The organism is Paenibacillus sp. FSL P2-0173 (assembly GCF_038008045.1).
Lineage (GTDB): Bacteria > Bacillota > Bacilli > Paenibacillales > Paenibacillaceae > Paenibacillus > Paenibacillus polymyxa_B.
In genome coordinates, this window is sequence record NZ_JBBOYK010000003.1 from 280,530 (window position 1) to 299,299 (window position 18,770).

General features: G+C 46.9%; 18 protein-coding genes. 7 read left to right on the forward strand and 11 right to left on the reverse strand.

Annotated features, from left to right (window positions below; genetic code table 11):
- Window positions 1–8: 8 nt before the first annotated feature.
- From MKX30_RS17630 to MKX30_RS17680, 11 genes are all read right to left on the reverse strand, one after another.
- The gene (locus MKX30_RS17630; RefSeq protein WP_076295256.1) at window positions 9–2,141 is read right to left on the reverse strand and encodes a molybdopterin-containing oxidoreductase family protein; all 2,133 of its coding nucleotides are present in this window, start codon (window positions 2,139–2,141) and stop codon (window positions 9–11) included.
- 373 nt (window positions 2,142–2,514) lie between these two features.
- Window positions 2,515–3,348: a formate/nitrite transporter family protein gene (locus MKX30_RS17635; protein WP_023990747.1), complete on the reverse strand. Its 834-nt coding sequence runs from the start codon at window positions 3,346–3,348 to the stop codon at window positions 2,515–2,517.
- Between the two features lie 388 nt (window positions 3,349–3,736).
- Window positions 3,737–5,098 carry an FAD-dependent oxidoreductase gene (locus tag MKX30_RS17640; RefSeq protein ID WP_013312369.1) on the reverse strand — a complete coding sequence of 454 codons (1,362 nt, stop codon included), beginning with the start codon at window positions 5,096–5,098 and terminating at the stop codon, window positions 3,737–3,739.
- Window positions 5,099–5,489: 391 nt separating this feature from the next.
- Window positions 5,490–5,966, reverse strand: coding sequence for a glutathione peroxidase (locus MKX30_RS17645; RefSeq protein WP_023990749.1), 477 nt, complete (start codon window positions 5,964–5,966; stop codon window positions 5,490–5,492).
- A gap of 87 nt (window positions 5,967–6,053) precedes the next feature.
- Entirely contained in the window at window positions 6,054–6,857 is an 804-nt protein-coding gene (locus MKX30_RS17650) for a hypothetical protein (RefSeq protein WP_028540725.1), read from the reverse strand.
- A gap of 12 nt (window positions 6,858–6,869) precedes the next feature.
- Window positions 6,870–7,763, reverse strand: a complete 894-nt coding sequence (locus MKX30_RS17655; protein ID WP_023990751.1) for an ABC transporter ATP-binding protein — start codon at window positions 7,761–7,763, stop codon at window positions 6,870–6,872.
- Between the two features lie 237 nt (window positions 7,764–8,000).
- Window positions 8,001–9,014 (reverse strand): LLM class flavin-dependent oxidoreductase, encoded by a 1,014-nt coding sequence (locus MKX30_RS17660; protein WP_028540726.1) that lies wholly within the window; start codon window positions 9,012–9,014, stop codon window positions 8,001–8,003.
- A 104-nt stretch (window positions 9,015–9,118) separates the two neighbouring features.
- The gene (locus tag MKX30_RS17665) at window positions 9,119–10,282 is read right to left on the reverse strand and encodes an AI-2E family transporter (RefSeq protein WP_023990752.1); all 1,164 of its coding nucleotides are present in this window, start codon (window positions 10,280–10,282) and stop codon (window positions 9,119–9,121) included.
- A 150-nt stretch (window positions 10,283–10,432) separates the two neighbouring features.
- Entirely contained in the window at window positions 10,433–11,446 is a 1,014-nt protein-coding gene (locus tag MKX30_RS17670; protein WP_013312376.1) for an LCP family protein, read from the reverse strand.
- A gap of 91 nt (window positions 11,447–11,537) precedes the next feature.
- Complete coding sequence (locus MKX30_RS17675) at window positions 11,538–12,440, reverse strand: cation diffusion facilitator family transporter (protein ID WP_023990753.1); 903 nt, start codon at window positions 12,438–12,440, stop codon at window positions 11,538–11,540.
- A gap of 209 nt (window positions 12,441–12,649) precedes the next feature.
- The gene (locus MKX30_RS17680) at window positions 12,650–14,320 is read right to left on the reverse strand and encodes a DEAD/DEAH box helicase (RefSeq protein WP_341063161.1); all 1,671 of its coding nucleotides are present in this window, start codon (window positions 14,318–14,320) and stop codon (window positions 12,650–12,652) included.
- Window positions 14,321–14,670: 350 nt separating this feature from the next.
- Between MKX30_RS17680 and MKX30_RS17685 the strand changes: the two genes are divergently transcribed.
- The 7 genes from MKX30_RS17685 (at window position 14,671) to MKX30_RS17715 (ending at window position 18,770) form a co-directional block, all read left to right on the forward strand.
- The gene (locus tag MKX30_RS17685) at window positions 14,671–15,279 is read left to right on the forward strand and encodes a hypothetical protein (protein ID WP_226887729.1); all 609 of its coding nucleotides are present in this window, start codon (window positions 14,671–14,673) and stop codon (window positions 15,277–15,279) included.
- 39 nt (window positions 15,280–15,318) lie between these two features.
- Complete coding sequence (locus tag MKX30_RS17690) at window positions 15,319–15,963, forward strand: immunity 50 family protein (RefSeq protein ID WP_071558117.1); 645 nt, start codon at window positions 15,319–15,321, stop codon at window positions 15,961–15,963.
- On the forward strand, window positions 15,956–16,363 hold the full coding sequence (locus MKX30_RS17695) for a hypothetical protein (RefSeq protein WP_013312381.1): 408 nt from the start codon (window positions 15,956–15,958) through the stop codon (window positions 16,361–16,363). The genes MKX30_RS17690 and MKX30_RS17695 overlap by 8 nt, the downstream gene beginning before the upstream one ends.
- A 177-nt stretch (window positions 16,364–16,540) precedes the next feature.
- Entirely contained in the window at window positions 16,541–17,170 is a 630-nt protein-coding gene (locus MKX30_RS17700) for a hypothetical protein (protein WP_023990758.1), read from the forward strand.
- 82 nt (window positions 17,171–17,252) lie between these two features.
- Window positions 17,253–17,780, forward strand: coding sequence for an SMI1/KNR4 family protein (locus MKX30_RS17705; RefSeq protein ID WP_049828352.1), 528 nt, complete (start codon window positions 17,253–17,255; stop codon window positions 17,778–17,780).
- Window positions 17,764–18,324: a hypothetical protein gene (locus MKX30_RS17710; RefSeq protein WP_341063162.1), complete on the forward strand. Its 561-nt coding sequence runs from the start codon at window positions 17,764–17,766 to the stop codon at window positions 18,322–18,324. The genes MKX30_RS17705 and MKX30_RS17710 overlap by 17 nt, the downstream gene beginning before the upstream one ends.
- A gap of 2 nt (window positions 18,325–18,326) precedes the next feature.
- Window positions 18,327–18,770, forward strand: a complete 444-nt coding sequence (locus MKX30_RS17715) for an immunity 26/phosphotriesterase HocA family protein (RefSeq protein WP_068938959.1) — start codon at window positions 18,327–18,329, stop codon at window positions 18,768–18,770.

The following is an 18,770-nucleotide window of genomic DNA, read 5'->3' on the forward strand; positions in this document are numbered from 1 at the left end:
GCATTATCTCATTGGGGCTTCACATTCACCACCGTTGAGAAGAAAGTAGCCCCCTGTCCCATATCCGACAGCCGATCAGAGGTTAACACATTGGCACGCTGTCTGCGTCCTTTGCCTTCCCACCATAATCCCTGGCTAATCACTGTACCTGGCAGCATCAGATCGGTGACTTTGGCTTTCAGCTCATACGTCCCCCGATCATTCCATACGGTAACCGGTTCACCATCCGCGATGCCTCTTGTCTGAGCATCCTCCGGGTGAATTTGTAGCAAGGGCTCCCGCTCCAGCCGCTGATGCTTGGGTAAGTTAGCGAAAGTAGAATTCAGAAAATTATGGTTTGGCGGTGAAATAAACATTAATGGAAACCGCTCGTCCGCTTGCGGTCGATGCTCTCCATCATACCCCTCAATCAGCGGCACATATGAAGGCATCGCGGGCAGACCTGCTTGTTTCATTTTTTCCGAATATAGCTCAATCTTGCCTGAAGGCGTGGTTAGACGATCCAAATAAGTGGCCTTTGGCGACATATCGAGCTTTACAAAAGGTGACTTCTTTAAGGCTTCCAAGGTTACACCGTTGAGATAAGGGTTCGTTGGATTATCCAGCGCGCCTGCGATCATGTCCGCTTCACTTTCCGTAAAGGCAGCTTCGTCAAAGCCCATAGCCCGTCCGAGCAGGCTAAACAGCTCATAATTGCTTTTGCTTTCCCCGAGTGGAGCAATGACGGGTTCCTGCATCTGGACATAGTGATGCCAGTAGGATTTATATAGGTCTGTACCCTCAAAGGAAGACGCTGCAGGCAGCACAATATCGGCATAACGGGCCGTATCCGTAAGAAACAGGTCATGTACGACTGTGAACAAATCCTCTCGTTCAAATCCTTCAGTCACCCGTTCCGAATCGGGAGCTACAACTACCGGGTTACTGCAGTATACAAATAACGCCTTAATCGGCTGTTCCTTCTGTAGCAGCGCTTCTCCGATCCGGTTCATGTTGATCACCCGGGCATCCGGGTTCTGTCGCAGATCAGGACGCGCCAGATTGGCGCCGTTAAATTTGCCATAAGCGCCATTAGAGCGTGACGCTCCCCCGCCGTGCTTTAGCCATTGTCCAGTGAGCGCAGGCAAGCATGTAACCGCACGTACGTTCATACCGCCATTATCATGATGCTGAAGCCCATTACCTATATTGATATACGCTGCTCGCGCAGTTCCGTACATTTCCGCTAAACGGATAATATCTGCTTCCGGCACGCCGGTAATCCGCGAAACTCGCTCTGGTGTATATGTCTTAACATGCTCGCGCAGTTCCTCATGGCCTACCGTGTAGCGATGTAAAAATTCGTCGTCCGTCAGTCCCTGAGCGAACAGCACATTCATAACACCCAGCGCGAGCGCCGTATCCGTCCCCGGATATAACGGAATGAACCAATCCGCCCATTGCGCCGTCCGGTTGCGATGAACGTCAATAACGACCACCTTAGCACCCTTTTTACGTGCCTTCTCAGCCAAAACGACCTGATGCATGTTGGTGCTAATGACATTTCCACCCCACACAATAATGAGGTCTGCATCCTCCGTGTCCTCCGGGCTGGTGCCGCCCTTAAAGCCCATAACGGATGCCCAGCCTTCATTCCCAGCCACGCTGCAAATCGTCTGATCCAGTTGGCTTGAACCCAGCGCATTAAAAAATCGGCGATCCATTCCATCCACACTCAATACGCCCATATTGCCATAAAAGCTGTAGGGGAGAATAGATTCCGATCCGTCCGTACGTATCAGCTCCTTGAATCGACCTGTAATGGTATCGACCGCTTCCTCCCAGCTAATTCGTTCAAACTTCCCTTCTCCTTTGGGGCCTATACGTTTCAACGGATAGAGCACCCGATCAGGATCATATACCCGCTCCGTCATATTGCGAACTTTGTTACAAATAGCGCCTTTGGTAATAGGATGATCCGGGTTCCCAGTGACCTTGACTATCTTTCCATTTTCCTTGTGAAGCAGGAGCCCACACGTATCCGGGCAATCTAACGGGCATACAGCCGGAAAAATACCGTCCTGCTGCTCCGTCATCCGCTGTCCCCTCTGTAAGTCTTGTTGAAGCGTGGCCTCAGGAGGCGCGCTATTGCGATGATCCATAGTGTTGATGCTCCTTTCCGTTACCGTTTCCAAAAATTACACTGATCTTATCATATCCACAGCTTTGGCCTATGGCAAGAGAAGGATTTTCCCACACAGCCGCTCTCCAAAATATTAAAAAAATCCGTCTGCTGCATAGAGCAAAACGGATTTTTTTAAGAATCATAATTTTTTTCGACATCCTGTTTCATCATATCTTACCGAGGGTAAAAGAGATCAAGGCATTATGGGACGAGAGCACACTCATCCTCCATGCCAAATCATGGACCACTCCCAAAAAAATCCGCCATGACAGGTTTCGTTCCCCCGGGCCTGTCATGGCGGATTTGCTTTGTTTATTGCTGTTTAAAGTGCCGTAATTAAGCAGGATCACTCAACGGATTTGATGTGCAACCGAAGAAGTGGTTGGAGATTCATTCACTGGATGTGCGTTGGCTTGAGGCTTTTTTAAATAGGCCAACCAGTAGGCTCCAGCCACAAACAGGCTACCTCCTACCAAATTCCCCAGCCAGACCGGAATGAAGTTCATAACATAATCTGCCCATGAAAAGTGGCCTGCAAAAATAGCCGCCGGAATGAGAAACATATTGGCAACAACGTGCTGAAATCCAATAGCGACAAAGGCCATGGTCGGGAACCAAATCCCCATAATTTTGCCGCCAATTGAGTCTGTGCTATAAGCCAGCCATACAGCCAGTGCTACGAGCCAGTTACATCCTATACCCGATATAAAAGACTGCAAAAAGCTTTCATGTAGCTTATGTCCTGCCATATCCACCACTTTGTCCAGGTAAGGGCCCGTTTCTGTCAAACCCAGCACATGGCCAAAGAAAAATGCAACGAATAACGCACCCGCAAAATTACTGAGCGTAATAATCGCCAAATTACGAAGCATGGCCCCTGTCTTAATCCGTCCTGCCCATCTCGCCAAAGGGACCGCCATCATATTGCCGGTCAGCAATTCTCCGCCGGCGATCAAAACTAATACCAGACCTACAGGGAACACCGCAGCTCCAATAAAGGTGGCAATGCTCCCCCATTCTTTAGGCGCACTTGCAATAACACGTATATCCAGCAAAAACCCGAGTGCAATAAATGCACCTGCCAAAAATCCCAGTACCACCGCCACAGTCCACGGGTTGTTCGCCTTGGCCACTCCTGTTTCCACCGTCTTTTCGGCAATTTGCCCCGGTTTATAGCTCGCCATATGTCCCCGCTCCTTTAATATCTTTTCACTAAAATGTTCTTCTTTCATATTTTATTTAAAATCAGTGATTATGTTTGTGAAAAAAATCACTTTATCAAGCATTAAAAAAACAGCCCTTGGAAAAAGGACTGTCTTTTCTGTATTATTACATCTACTGCGCTACTACGCGCTTTGCATTTAGTTGTATTCTTCCTTTTCAACTGCTCTCAAGAACCAAATAACTCCACCGAGGCCTACCAGCGCTACGACTACAAGAAAAAGGATATAAAACAAATCCATAAGCTACTTACCCCCTAATCCTTATGCTACTCTATATTGTACTATAAGGATTCGTCCATACGTCTCAGATTGTTGACAAACTTATGAACAATGTCACAGACAAACCGAATTATACAGTAACTGGGTTCCGTTCGGATATTGTAGGCAATGCTTGTAAACCTGCTGCGTTCAGGAAATTCCAAGGCTTGTTATAATGCGGCTGGAAGAAGAAATCGACAAAGGCCAACTGGTCAATAGTCATATGATTTTGAATGGCTACGGATAGCGTGTTAATGGATTGCGTCAAATCCACCTTCGACATAATTTGTGCCCCCAAAATTCTCCGTGTCTCCTGCTCATATACCACTTTCAGTAATACCTTTTCGGAGGTTGGCATAAATTCAGGCCGGTAGCTGTCTTCAATGGTTACAGCTTCTACAGTCATGCCTTCGTCCGTTGCCGCCGCTTCCGTCATGCCTGTTCCTGCAATATTGTCTTCGTAAATTTTGATACCCGAAGTTCCTTGGGTTCCCATGTAGGCAATGGTTGGTTGTACCAGATTACGTGCTACCAGCGTACCCATACGAACTGCGTTGGTTGCCAAAGGGATATAAGCCGTTTTGCCTGTCGGATTATAGCGGATTGCACAGCTGTCACCTGCTGCAAACACGTCCGGGCAGCTACTTTGCATATAGTTATCCACAATGATCGCACCGTTAGGCAACATATCTACCTGACCTTTGAGCAGATCCGTTTGAGGTCGGAAACCGATGCAGAGAATAACAAGCTCTGTTTCATATTCTCCTTTAGAGGTCACGACTTTACTTACCTTACCGTTCGTACCCTCAAAACGACTCACCGTCTCGCCAAGTACCAGCTTAATGCCATGCTCCTTCAGGGAACTTTCAATCCGGTCTGTATACTCATGGTCCAAATACTTATTCAATATACGATCAGCACTGTCGATCAGTGTTACATTTTTACCGTTCATTTGGAAAGCTTCTACCAGTTCAACACCAATGTATCCAGCTCCGACAACTGTAATGTTCTGTACATGCTGGGCTTTCTCAATGATATCATTCGAATGATTATAGTTTTTACAGAGCAAAATATGATCAAGTTCAATGCCTTCCAGCTTCGGAATAATAGGCCATGATCCTGTGGTCACAATTAATTTATCAAATGTGTCTGTAAATTCTTCACCTGTTTGGAGATTACGTGCATGCAGCGTCTTGCCTGCCGTATCCACACTCGTTACCTCATGAAGCATCTTGGTCTCTACACCCAAGTCAGCCAGTTGATCTGGAGACGAATAAAACAGTCCGTGCGGATCTTTGACGACACCACCTACGTACAGAGCAATACCACAAGATAAGAATGAAATATTATCATTACGCTCATAAACGGTAATTTCGGCATCTGGATAACATTTAGCTGTGTTGACGATAGCTGCCGTGCCTGCGTGTGTACATCCGATAACTGCTACTTTCATGTTAAATTCCTCCTTGGTGTGTGGGCATAAAATGTATAATAATTGTGAATAGTTTCACGTAAACAGCTCGTTAGTGTTTGTGATTTATTTCACTTCATGTGCTTATTATAGTGTGATATTTTTCACATTACAATAGCTTTTTAAGATATTCACAATTTGTCCACATTTAAAAAAGAAAGGATATACGAGTTCAGTCGTTTGCTGAAATGTTTCTTTGCTCCATCCAGTTTTCCCTGTAAGCCTCCTGATTATGCCCTTGGAATCGACCTTCACATGATGCAACACACCTTAGACAAATGCATATGTAGAGAACAAAAAAGGTCCGTTTCCCGGAGACATTCCGGAAATCAGACCCTTTTTAAACATATACGTTGGAATTAAAGCGAAGCTACTATAGCAATTGCTCAATAGCTGCTTTCATCGCTTCTGGTGACTCCTTCGGTTCAAAACGACCCACAGGTACACCTTCACGATTCACAATGAATTTCGTGAAATTCCACTGAATTGTCCCATCTTCCTGTTCTCCAGGTTGTTGCTTTTTTAAATATTCAAACAGAGGCGCTGTATCCGGTCCGTTGACGTCCACTTTGGCGAATATCGGGAAACTAACCCCATAATTCAATTGGCAAAATTCAGCCGCTTCCTCGCTGCTGCCCGGCTCCTGACCGCCAAATTGGTTGCAAGGAAATCCTAATACAACTAATCCCCGATCCTTATATTCGTCATAAAGCTTTTGCAAATCCCCATATTGCGGGGTAAGTCCACATTTACTGGCGGTATTCGCAATAACCAGCACCTTACCGGTGTAAGTATCCAGAGAAACCTCCTGATTCGCTGGTGTTACGGCATTATGTGAATAGACAGACATACAGCATCCTCCTTCGTGTCGCTTGGTTTAGGTTACATAACCTATTTTAACCAAAACGTGACGGACATGCCAACATCCACAGTGACTTTACCGTGATGCCATCACTTCGAGTCTGCGTTCTTCGCGTTCGGAAGCGGACATTTTTGGGCAAGCATAACAATACCGCTGGCCTCCACCTGTCTTGTAATATTGGCAACAGGACGGTTTCATGTAGGTATTTTCACCGGGGCGGTAAGGATTGTCTAATTCAATGAGACGAACCGTAAACGGATTTCTTTTACGCCCGAATACCTCTCCCTCCAGCTCACGTGTCACATACATATAATCTTGTTCAAAGCGCTCCACATCCTGAGGATCAGTCAACGATGGCTGTACTCTATCCTTAAAATACAGCAATGTCAACGGAAACTGTCCCCACATTTGCCCAATAGATGCGCTCCCCACTGCAGCTATTGCCTCCAATATGGGCCGCATCTGCAAACTGTAAAAGTCACGTAACGCTTGCTGAGCCTGTCCGGAAGAATGGTCATCCCCATTGTTCCGCGTATTGTCCAGCTCTGTTAGGTCGATGACCTGGAGGCTAATAGAGGGATATTGACCTTCATAACAAATATGAAATCTGAGATTGGAAACGGACAGGTCCAGACGGCGTTCACACAGAGACACCATAAAATGCTGCGCAAACACGAGGCCACGCAACTGGTTCACAAAATAAACAGCTGCGGTCAAATCGTCTTCAGCACGCAGAAGATCGCTATAGTACTCCATTACAGAGCGGAGCTTCTCTGGTTCAAGCCATTCCGCCACTGGGCCGGAATATACTGCATCCTCCGGCGTGACTCTCACTATTTTCGCTAATTGCTCAAGCTGATTGTAATCCAGTGGTCTCATGGTATGTCCCCTTTAACCTCTTGCCGCTACTTGTGGTCTGGCATCACGTCGCTCGGCAACAGAACCCACGGGTTGCTTCTCTTCCACATTCATTTCCTTTACTGCTTGGCTTACCGCTGGCTGTCCAGCCAAAGCATATGGAAGACAGAGCGGTACACCCGTACGAGGATCTGTTACAATATCCGCCTCAATCCCGAACACCTCGCGCAGCACATCAGGAGACATAACCTCAGTTGGAGTTCCTACCGCCTCGGCCTTCCCTTTTTTGATCGCAATCATATGCTGAGCATACCGGGCCGCATGGTTCAAATCATGTACGACCATAACAATGGTGCGCTCCGCCGAAGTATTCAGATACTCTAGCAAATGCAGCACTTCCAGTTGATGCGCCATATCTAAAAATGTCGTCGGCTCATCCAGAAACAAAATATCCGTATCCTGCGCAAGCGCCATAGCAATCCAAGCACGCTGACGCTGACCGCCAGAAAGCTGATCAATCGGACGATCGTGGAACTCACTCATTCCCGTTACTTGAATGGCCCACTCTACCATTTTGCGATCTTCCGCTTTCATGGAGCCAAAGCCTTTTTGATAGGGAAAACGTCCGTAAGATACCAGTTCCGTCACGGTTAATCCTTCCGGTGCAGTCGGATTTTGTGGCAAAATAGCCAGCTGTTTAGCTACTTCCCGGGTGGATTGCTTATGAATGGATTTACCGTCAAGCAGAACACTGCCGCCCTTAGGATTCATGATGCGAGCCATCGTCTTCAGAATGGTGGACTTGCCAGAACCATTTGCGCCCACCAAGGCTGTGATTTTCCCTTGCGGTATTTCTACGTTCAGATCTTCTACAATCAATCGATCTTCATAAGCAATATCCAGATTTGCCGTTTTCAGACGAAACATTTGGAATCATCCCTTTCCCTTATCCAATATATATAGTCACGGGCTTAACGCACGACTTTCATCAAAACTTCATTCTATCTTTATATAATAAAGATATTGATAATCATTATCAAGTGTTAACTGGTTTATTTCCTATATCATACAGTGCATATCATCCAATATTCTCTCAAAAAATTCAAAAAAAGATCACAGCTCCTCGAAGCTGTGATCTTTTAAATCCGGCGAATCGCATTATGACTATACAGAAGACAGTCCAAATGCTTCAGCCATGAGACGTATAGATTTCATTTTGGCATCAAAGTCGTGAATAATGCTCGCAACCATGATCTCCTGTGCATTATAGTCCTTACTTAATTGCTCAATCTGACGCTTCACCTGTTCGGGCGAACCGACCACCATACGTTTGCGATTCTCACGAATACGCATCCGGTCAAACGGCGTATACGGATACGCCAGTGCCTTTTCGACGGAAGGTGTTCCAGCGGAGCGCATTCCCTGCTCTAATAGTACAAGAGACAAGTCCATACTGGAAGCCAACCGATTCGCCTCCTCTTCGGTGTCCGCACAGATCGCAAATACGGCAACAAGCGAACGCGGTTGGTCACTATGCTGGGAAGGCTGGAAGCTTTCCTGGTATTCCTTCATAGCCCCTGTGCCGCCTTCACCATTAATGAACTGCGCAAACGCAAAGCCCACGCCACGCTCGGCTGCCAGACCTGCGCTATCACCGCTGGAGCCGAGCAACCACATTTCCGGTACAGTTTCTATGAGCGGCATCGCCTGTAGCGAACCGAAACGGTGATCATTGCCTGTGCTGTCATGTAAATAAGCTAACAGGTCATCCAACTGCTCAGGGTATAGATCTACGCCACCTCGCATTTTGCCTTCTTGCAGTGCTCTGGTAGCAATGGGCATTCCTCCAGGCGCTCGTCCCAGACCCAGATCAATGCGTCCCGGATACAACCCCTCCAGCACACGAAAGTTTTCCGCTACTTTATAAGCGCTGTAATGAGGCAGCATCACACCACCCGACCCCACTCGAATGGTTGAAGTCCGGGCGGCCAGATGTGAAATCAGTACCTCCGGACTGGACCCTGCAAGATTTGCGGCAGAATGATGCTCTGATACCCAAAAGCGATGATAACCCAAGCGTTCCGCCTCTATAGCAAGCTCAGCGGTCTTTTGTAATGCCTGCGCATGCGTCATGCCTTCCGATACCGGAGATTGGTCAAGAATGCTGAGTTTTATCATAAAAGTCTGACCTTTCTATTTTGGAATAAGGATAGGCATTAATTATAGCACGCGTAGCCACAGTTACCCAAGAGGGGGCCATATCAATTTTATAGTGGAAAATTTTATTTCTCGTAAAGACTTGCGTTCTCTTTATCCGCCTCATAGAGATGCGAACGCTTTTTAAAGAAACTATACAGATGTGTAACGATTACTTTCAAGACAGCATATCCCGGAACCGCCAGTACAATTCCCACCACACCAAACAAATTGCCTGCGGTCAGAATAACGAAGATAATCGTGATCGGATGTACTCGAAGAGATTTGCCCATAATTTGTGGAGAAATAAATTTACCCTCAATGAGCTGTACGACTGTCCATACGATAACCATCTTGAGCAGCATAATCGGTGAGGTGACCAAGGCTACAATTAACGCAGGTGTAATGGCAATGACGGGACCTAAGTAGGGGACAACGCTCGTAAAGGACGCAATGACTGCAAGCGTCAGAGAGTAGTCTAATCCAATGATTAGATAACCAATATACAACAGCGCCCCAATACAGAAGCTGACAATAATCTGCCCACGAATATAGGAACTGACCTGATGGTTCATTTCAGTCATAATGCGATCTGTTTCTTTACGAAACATAGGCGGGAGCATTTTCAGGATAAACTGTGGCAGCTTGTGTCCATCTTTTAGCAAGTAGAACAGAATAAATGGAACCGTGGCAATCGCAAGTACCGTTTCTGTAACCACGCCCAAGAAGCTGCCCACGCCCGTCCATGCATTATTAATAAAGCTAGATAACTTTTCAGAAGCTTTGGAGGCCAGCTCAGATGGATTAATTTGAATGGTGTTCTGGAACTGGTTTACAAAATCGCTGCCGATCAGTTTCTCGAATTGTCGTTGTACTTGCTCGCTATAGGCAGGGAAATTCTGGATAAGCCCCTGTATTTGATCGCGGATTACAGGTACCACCGATGTAACCACAATCGCAATAACTCCTATAATGAGCAAAAACAGTACAATAATGGAGTATATTCGTTTTACCTTGTTACGCTCCAGTACATCAACCAACGGATTGAACAGATAGTACAACACGCCGGATAAAATGACAGGGAGAATTATCGTTTTAAGCAGCACCATGACAGGTGTGAATATGTATGAAATTTTGGTAAGCACCAAGATATTCAAGCCGATCAGCAGCAGTACCAGCAGGAATAACACAAACTTGTTGTTCAGAAAAAACTTCTTGAATCGGTCTTTCCATGCCGGAGTTATTTCCACACCACATTCCCCTTCTCTTTACACAATTGAGTATACGTTCTTCATAGATACGATATATTTTTGGAACAAAATATACAAGGTTATACCCAAATAAACACAAAAGCAAACAAAGTTGTACGTCATCGTACGAACTTCGCTTGCTTTCGAGGGTTATGGAGTATCATTTATCGTGGTTGCAGCATCCACCGTCGTGGTCACAGGTTTGTTCTCCTGTTCAAAAAGATTCTGTATGAAGCGCTTGAGCTTTCTTTCGTCCACACCCAACACCTGCGCACCCTTAATGGTTTCCCCGCGTACCAATTCATTCGGCGGGATTTGCTGCTTCGCTACTGTTGTTGCATCGATATTAAAGCCCAATGAAGCCAATTGCAGCATTTCCGTAGTACTGAGATTCGTTTCAATATAAGGAGAAATGCTATTTAAAATACTTGGCAGTTTAATTAGAGATGAGGTTGACTGAATTTTACCGCCAAGCTCGGTAATGAATTTGCGTTGCCGCTCCGTACGCGTAAAATCGGAAGTCGCATCATGACGGAAGCGCACATATTGCAAGGCTGTTTTACCGTCCATGTGCTGCATTCCCTTTTTCAAATCAATATCAAACTGGTGTTTATCTGCCTTGGAGGTATAGTGCATATCTTTTTCGACATCCAGGTCAATACCACCCACAGAATCAACCAACGCAATAAAGCCATTAAAATCAGTATATACATAATATTGAATCGGTATGCCCAACAGGTCGCTCACGGTCTGTCTGGTCAAATCCGGTCCACCGTAGGAAAAAGCAGCATTCAATCGACTTTGCCCATGACCTGGGATATTGACGTACGTATCACGAAGAATCGACATAAGTGTAGCCTTTTTCGTAACCGGATCAATAGAAGCAACCATAACGGAGTCAGAACGCCCTGAATCCTCTCCACGGGAGTCGCCACCTAGCAGCAGAATATTCACTCTTTCTGTCCCATCCCATTCTGGTGGGAGCGATACCTCTACTGGTTGTACATTGGTTTGAGTTTGTGCCTGCGGTTTGAATTTCGAATCCTGTCCCGAAGCAACCGAAATTTGATTCGTAAAATGATATATAGAATACGTATAATATCCGCCCACTAAAAGAACCGCCGCAGTCACAGAAATGCCTAACCATTTTAAAAATTTTCGCATATTTTCGGGTAACCTCGCTTTTATTCATCATCGTTCGGCTTTTAAAAGCATACCCTCCCTGCAAGTTATCTGTCAATTCGCGTCGTCTGTTCTAGTGGTCGTCCGGATACCATGGATTCAAATGGACAAGCACCTCATAAACCCGCGGTTCCTGCTTCATGACAGCCCCCTTAATCAGTCGGATAATATCGTGTCCCTGCTGAATCGTCAAAGAGGCATCCACTGAAGCGCGGATATCCACGATAATATAATGGCCGTGCTCACGGGCACGGATACGGTCAATACGTTGAACCTCGGCTACACTCAGTGCGGCTGCGGCGTAGCTTTCAATTTCCTCCGTGGCAATCGCTTTTTCCATAAGCACATCTATGGATTCACGGCCCATTTCCCACGCTAATTTCAGAACTAGCAATGCCACTACGAATCCCGCAATAGGGTCACCGTAGGATAAGATTGAAATGCTCCAGTGCTCCCCAATCAGCCCCAAACCGATACCCAGTACAGCAGCCCCAGAGGCGTACACATCAGCGAGATGATCTTTTGCCGTTGCGATAAGACCCTGACTATTGGCCGCTCTCCCGATACGAATCGTGTAGATATACAACCACTGTTTCCAGAGCAAGGAAATAATGGCGGCCACCAATGCCAGTATATGCTCCTGTGGCATCGGTTCGAACAGTGCTGCAATCGAATGATAGCCGATAAATATGCCCGCTCCAAACAATATGACCGCCACCACGCTTGCACCGATCACTTCTGCTTTGCCGTGACCATAAGGATGATCCTCATCCGGCGGCTGGCTGGATATGCGCATCGCTCCCAGTGCCGTTGCAGAGGCAATCACGTCCCCGGCATTATGCACACCATCGGCCACCAGCACCTTGCTGTTGAACATAAGTCCTGTAATAATTTTAATGCCGGTTAATAGGATGTTGCTAATCAGGCTGATCCATGCTGAGACCATGGCGCGCTTGCCCATATCCTGTTCCTGCATGATGTATAACCCCTCCAAATTTATCTTTTGAAAGATGTATCCTGAACGCTGATCATTTATTTCAAGGTAGCTCCGCTACTCATGTCATCTTATGGTGCTGCTCCTTCAAGCGGTATGGGTGAAGATTACAATAGCCCCGGAAGATGAGCCTCCCCGGGGCTATTATGATAACCATAGTGGAGTATTCTATGAGAATACTCCTGTTTTATCTATCTGGACCGTCCGCGACGGCCGCCTTGTCCTTGACCACCACGCGGGCCGCCTTTGGCTTGTCCACCACGCTCGCTGCTTTGTCCTGCCGAGCGACCTTGGCCTCCGCGTGCAGAACCGCCGCTGCTGCGGTCATATCCACCACGCTCGCTGCTTTGCCCTACCGAGCGGCCTTGGCCTCCGCGTGCGGAACCGCCGCTACTGCGGTCATATCCACCACGCTCGCTGCTTTGCCCTGCCGAGCGGCCTTGGCCTCCGCGTGCAGAACCACTGCTGCTGCGGTCATATCCGCCACGCTCGCTGCTTTGTCCTGCCGAGCGGCCTTGGCCTCCGCGTGCAGAACCACTGCTGCTGCGGTCATATCCGCCACGCTCGCTGCTGCCGCGGCTAGAACGACGTTCGCCGCCTGTGGCATCACGACGACCCGCCTGTTCGCGGCCGCTGCCCCGGCGTCCGCCGCCGGAGTCGTTGCCGCCGTAGGAACGGCGGTCGTTTCTGCCCGAACGGCGTTCTCGACCCTGTCGATCAGCCGTATCGGAAGCAGGTCTACGCTGTCCGCCGCCCTCACTGCTGGTGAATGTGACACCAGCAACTTTCTGGATGTTCCGAAGCTCTGGAACATCTCTTGGCGTAGCGAGCGTCACTGCCACGCCTTTGCCTCCGGCACGGCCGGTACGCCCGATGCGGTGGATGTAGCTTTCGGCATCCTGTGGCATGTCATAGTTAAAGACATGCGTGACGCCTTCTACATCCAGGCCGCGCGCAGCTACATCAGTCGCTACGAGCAATTGGAGTTTCGCTTCCCGGAACGCCTTCATCACTTGCTCCCGCTTGTTCTGGGACAAATCTCCGTGAAGCTCACCGCTCTCAAAGCCCATCTCTTGCAGCTCTTCGTTCAGTTTGGCAGCCCGGCGCTTCGTACGGCAGAAAATAACAGCCAAGTACGGGCGATCCGTATTCAGCATATCCACCAATGCCTGTTGCTTACCACGGTCTGTTGTTTGCACAACGACCTGACGGATTTGGCTCACCGGAACGGAAGAAGCGGATTTCACTTTGACATCTACGGGTTCGTTCATATATACACGAGCCAGCTTGCGAATACCGGCTGGCATCGTAGCGGAAAACAGCATCGTCTGTCTCCGGTAAGGAACCTCCTGAAGAATCGTCTCCACATCGTTCAAAAAGCCCATGTGTAACATTTGGTCGGCTTCGTCCAGGACCAGCATTTTAATGCCACCCAGATCCAGCGTGCCACGTCTCAGGTGATCCAGCAGTCGCCCAGGTGTACCAATAATCAGTTGTGCGCCGCCTTTCAGTTTACGAAGCTGACGCTCTACGTCCTGTCCTCCATAAACAGCCAGTAAAGACAAACTTGGCTCCGTCGCAGCCAATATGTTGGCTTCCTCTGTAATTTGGAGCGCCAATTCACGCGTAGGTGCAATCACGAGCGCCTGCGGGTGTCGCTTATCCAAATTCAGCTTTTGTAGAATCGGCAGTAAAAACGCAAGCGTCTTCCCTGTTCCCGTATGTGCCTCGGCGATAACATCCTGACCTTCCATCAACAGTGGAATCGACTCCTGCTGTACAGGAGTTGGGGATGAAATTCCCTGTTCTTTCAAGGCTTCTACCCAATGCTGCTCTACGCCTAATGCTGCAAAATTCTTCAAGTGGTATTCACTTCCTTTTTCTGTATTCAATATGTGTCACGTAAAATAGGTTCATGTGCCATATGACATCTATCGTTCCATAGTTCAGAATTCCCATTTTTGTATCGGTTCTCATTCTCCCCTTTTCAGGAAGGGAGCTTATCCGTTATCGTTGAATCTGTTCATGTAACCAACATACGGCCGCAATGCGGCTCAGGCCCGTTCCATCTATGACTTTCCTAGTATACGCGAAGTTGAACTGGTTTCCAAACGATTTTAATGAACAGTACCACAGTCAATGTAAAAGGTGAATTCGATCTTCATGTCATATATTATGGTATATGAATTGGTAATTCATGAATAAAGGATGGATGCTTGTGGTTAACAACCTGCATTATAATTTCATAATGACCGGTTCCTTGTCGGAGAAGCACACTTTGTTTGCCGAAGAGTGCTTTACTAACCTGTTCGATTGTTTTGAAACGCTCCTGAATATATCAGGAATCCGCAATACCCGTGTGTCAGTCTATCAAGCCGGGGCTAAAAAGGCCAAACACGGTAAGATTCGCTGGGACAAGCAGGAGTTGCTTCGTATTGTTACCGATGATGAATTGATTCCGTTGATGCTAGCTATCGAGGCTCCCAGTATCAAATCATCCTATAACAAAGGGACAACGCCGGAAGTGTACATTCTTTTGTCCAATGACCCCATGTGCCAATCTTCTAATCATTGCGGCATGCTCGTTTCAATCCGTCAGGACGTTTATGAAAGTATCGACCAAGCAATCGTCGAAGACGTTATGATGAAGCTGAGCCAGTGGTTAAAGGCAAACAAGCTGCTACACAGCTCGCGTAACTTTTATGCTGGCAGTAAAGCACGCGCTATTATGGATATTCTTCCATTTATGCTCGAACAGGATACCCCGGATATGAAGTATGTTTTTCAAACGTGGACTCCGTTCCCTTTACCACACACTTAAACAATCCGTCATACCATTAACCCCAGGAGGCTGCAATTTATGCAAATTCAAATTCAAAAGGTTGAAAAAAAAGAGAACGAATATCTCATTCATTATCAAGCCGGGGGGGCGTTGCCGTTCGTTCCGCATGATATTGTTTTGATCCATGGCAAACAGTATTTTATAGGCACGATTTTAAAAGTAGAGCCGGAACAAGCCCTTGTACGTATCAATCCAGAATATGAAGACCAACTGGCAGGGTCCATCGGACTGGAACTGGCTTTCTCTCCAACCGTTTCTATTCAAGGAGCAGACAGCATTGTCGAGAAGCTCGGCTATTTCCCTCCCTTTCATTATGACCGAATTACAGCTGCTAATATGACGAAAGACCAGATTACGCTGACGATTGAGCTATCCTACGCTAGCGTGCTTGTCCCTAAATCACCGGATCTGGAGCCTTCGGCTGAGGCACCTGTAATCCCTGAAGCTCCAGTAAAAGACGTCCCACGCTATGCAGTGACTTTTACATTTCTGGAAACCAAAGAGCATGTATTAACTCCTGTAGAAACAGAAAACATCATCTTGCAGCTTGATTTCCGCTATGAAGAAGCAGACATGGTCGTTGATATCGATGCCTTGTCGGGACTGTCAGGTAGCTTTCTGTGCAGAGGTATCCGCGCAGAGATTAAGGAGCTGAATGAATAAACAGGAGGCTCGCGAGCTGTTACGTTGTCATTCTTTTATTCACGATGATCTGGAGCATCCCAAAATGCAAAACGGATTTCTAGGGATGCTCCGCCCCTTTCAGGGAGAACTGATCGAGGACAACTTCCATGAACTGATGACCATCATTGAAGTTCTCGCAGATGAGTTGGAGAAACCATCCGTAGAACGGGAGCTGATTGCCGCTCTGTGGGGGATTTGCCAATATACACGGGCATGGGCATTGTATCCTGATAGTATGCTGCAGCGAAACAACCTACTGACCGTAGAGCAGATCAACACCCTCGACGATTGGATTGATACGATCTCCTATGCGGTTATGGTGCTGCTGGAGGGTGGCGGACCGGAAGAAGCTTTATCGAACTACAGACATGAGAGTTGATCCGCAGTGATACATATATCTTAGTCAAGGAGGCCGCTTGTGCACTGCTTCGCGCACATAAAAGTATGCCTTTCGCACAACATGCTCTGAAGCAATTATCGCAGCATGAGAATTCGGTGCATCTGCCAAACGGGAGCTGTCCACATAATCGACAACCAAAGGAGAATCACTCTACTTATGCGTGTAAGAATATTTATATTCATATTGATTATCGGGATTATATGTGTGCCTGCCTATTTCATCATGAGCAGCTTTGGATTATTTCAAAATGAAAAGGTGCTTGTACATTACAAGCTTGCCATTGAGGTAAAGGATAAAAAGTATGATGCCTGGCCTTTAATCAGCAGCTATACCGCTATAGATAAAAAAGGGGACAATCGTCAGCTCTACTATCAGGCGGAGGGCTCAGGCATAGAGTATCTGTTTCAACTGGCGTATGGACAATATGAACTCCGACCCTCCAAGGAAAATCCTTTTCTGGACGGGGGAGTCCACTACACCATGGACCATCCTGAGTATGTGCGTGAGGAAAAGCAGTATGAGAATGCTAACGACTACACGGAATTAACCCATTATTACAATCAGCAGGAACAGATTATTTATACCTATAATCCCAAAGCCAAGCTCGATAAAACATACGTCCGTTCCATCATCACCGCTGGGATGACTCGCACGACCGGTAGATCAAGCCGTGCGGTAAAGGATGACTATATCAATATCAGTAAGCTGTTTAAGGACAAGCTGGGAGTGAATGTGAAGGTAGATGTGGATGAGGACAACAAAATCGTCACCCTATCCATGACATGATCTCACAAACGATGCACCGCTGCGTCTTCTCATTTCCAAAAAGAGGTCTATGGTTTACTAGGATCAAGGAGGCTGGTTGTTGATGTCATTCGCAATTGAATCAGGGCTTTCGCCTGCCCAGATCGCGGCATTGGAGGAACAGATACAGCATATATTGCCCGCTGGCTATACACGTTTTCTTTCACAATATAACGGTTTTTATGTAGCCGCCCCTTTTTATTGCAATGTGCCCTTCGATCGCGTGGATAACGGAGACATTGATTTGACTTGTTTTTTCGGATATGAGGTATCCAACAAAAATCATGACCTTCTAGCGATTAATGATGAATTTCTGGATGAAATCAATCATGTCCAGAACGCTTTGTTGATTGGTGCAGATGCGGGCGACAATTTTTACGTTCTAATATGTAATGAATACACCCCGTATGTGTACTACTGGGACCGCACACATCTTCATGCTTATGATGACAAACTGAACTATGATATTGCAGAGCAGGACGAATGTGGACATTTGTATCTGGTGGCAACAGACTTTACAACGTTTTTTAATCAGGTAATTGAACGACTCAACGAGCAGAAAGGGAGGCCTACTGATGACAGAAATACATAACCCTAATTGGGGACCGGCTTATTTAGAAGGTTGGGTTGTACCCGAAAACCCAGAGGCATGGGTCGAGCAGGAGTGGACAGGTACGCTTCGTTCACAGGCAGGACATACGAAATTCCACATTTTTTATTATGGAGAACTTATGGACGAGCTGATCACTGGAACTGAATTTGCCCCCCAACTCATTATTGCAGAAGAGGCAGTCACAGGTGAACAGATCGTGATTTTTGACGGAACCCGCCATGGTTACGATGCTCTGCTATGCGAAGTTTATACCAAGGAACAGCAGAACAATCGTACTCCCCTGCTGCCCTATCTGGACGAAGATGGTGAAGATACTTTCGCGGTAAGCTTGACCACTTTTTATAATGTTGATTGGGATGACGAGTTTGCAGACGATGTGGATGAGAATGGACAGTTAGAGCTGATCAACGGCGAACGATGCGATTTTGAAGATGCGAAGCGGAACGGCTATGATGCGATCAGCATTACGATTACCAACGCTAAAGGTCTAAAAACAGAGATCATTCAGGAAGAGCTGGCCTGACGATGGTGTTCAAAAGAATCAAACATCGGGAAGGCGATATTTTTGTTATCCCCATGCATGACGGCCGATTTGCGGTATGTCAGGTGATCTGCGCACTGTATGGTAGATTCAAAAAAGCGTTCTCCTTCGGGGTTCTATCCATAGGCCAGAATCAAGCGTACAAGGGTGAAAAGACATATCTTCCGTTCACAAATTATCGCGGCCGATTTGAAGTTATATTCACCGCCACCCAAAATCTGACGAAGGGAGTATGGCCTATTATCGATCAGCGCCCTCTATCCGAGGAACAACAGCAGCTAAAATATTTTAATTGTGCGGGCCATCTGTATTGCGGGGATGAATATATACGCAATCTGGAACTGGAAGAATATAATCAATATACTGTAATGGGCGTGGCTGGATATGAGTTGGTACAGCGATATTTAGCCCAATACGAAGACCACTAG

Coding starts and splice junctions, on each gene's coding strand:
- MKX30_RS17655 (WP_023990751.1), bottom strand. CDS start 7,763: ATGTTTCGTCTGAAAACGGCAAATCTGGATATTGCTTATGAAGATCGA.
- MKX30_RS17670 (WP_013312376.1), bottom strand. CDS start 11,446: ATGCGAAAATTTTTAAAATGGTTAGGCATTTCTGTGACTGCGGCGGTT.
- MKX30_RS17675 (WP_023990753.1), bottom strand. CDS start 12,440: ATGCAGGAACAGGATATGGGCAAGCGCGCCATGGTCTCAGCATGGATC.
- MKX30_RS17710 (WP_341063162.1), top strand. CDS start 17,764: ATGACAGAAATACATAACCCTAATTGGGGACCGGCTTATTTAGAAGGT.
- MKX30_RS17635 (WP_023990747.1), bottom strand. CDS start 3,348: ATGGCGAGCTATAAACCGGGGCAAATTGCCGAAAAGACGGTGGAAACA.
- MKX30_RS17630 (WP_076295256.1), bottom strand. CDS start 2,141: ATGGATCATCGCAATAGCGCGCCTCCTGAGGCCACGCTTCAACAAGAC.
- MKX30_RS17690 (WP_071558117.1), top strand. CDS start 15,319: ATGCAAATTCAAATTCAAAAGGTTGAAAAAAAAGAGAACGAATATCTC.
- MKX30_RS17660 (WP_028540726.1), bottom strand. CDS start 9,014: ATGATAAAACTCAGCATTCTTGACCAATCTCCGGTATCGGAAGGCATG.
- MKX30_RS17715 (WP_068938959.1), top strand. CDS start 18,327: ATGGTGTTCAAAAGAATCAAACATCGGGAAGGCGATATTTTTGTTATC.
- MKX30_RS17645 (WP_023990749.1), bottom strand. CDS start 5,966: ATGTCTGTCTATTCACATAATGCCGTAACACCAGCGAATCAGGAGGTT.
- MKX30_RS17700 (WP_023990758.1), top strand. CDS start 16,541: ATGCGTGTAAGAATATTTATATTCATATTGATTATCGGGATTATATGT.
- MKX30_RS17695 (WP_013312381.1), top strand. CDS start 15,956: ATGAATAAACAGGAGGCTCGCGAGCTGTTACGTTGTCATTCTTTTATT.
- MKX30_RS17640 (WP_013312369.1), bottom strand. CDS start 5,098: ATGAAAGTAGCAGTTATCGGATGTACACACGCAGGCACGGCAGCTATC.
- MKX30_RS17705 (WP_049828352.1), top strand. CDS start 17,253: ATGTCATTCGCAATTGAATCAGGGCTTTCGCCTGCCCAGATCGCGGCA.
- MKX30_RS17650 (WP_028540725.1), bottom strand. CDS start 6,857: ATGAGACCACTGGATTACAATCAGCTTGAGCAATTAGCGAAAATAGTG.
- MKX30_RS17685 (WP_226887729.1), top strand. CDS start 14,671: ATGCTTGTGGTTAACAACCTGCATTATAATTTCATAATGACCGGTTCC.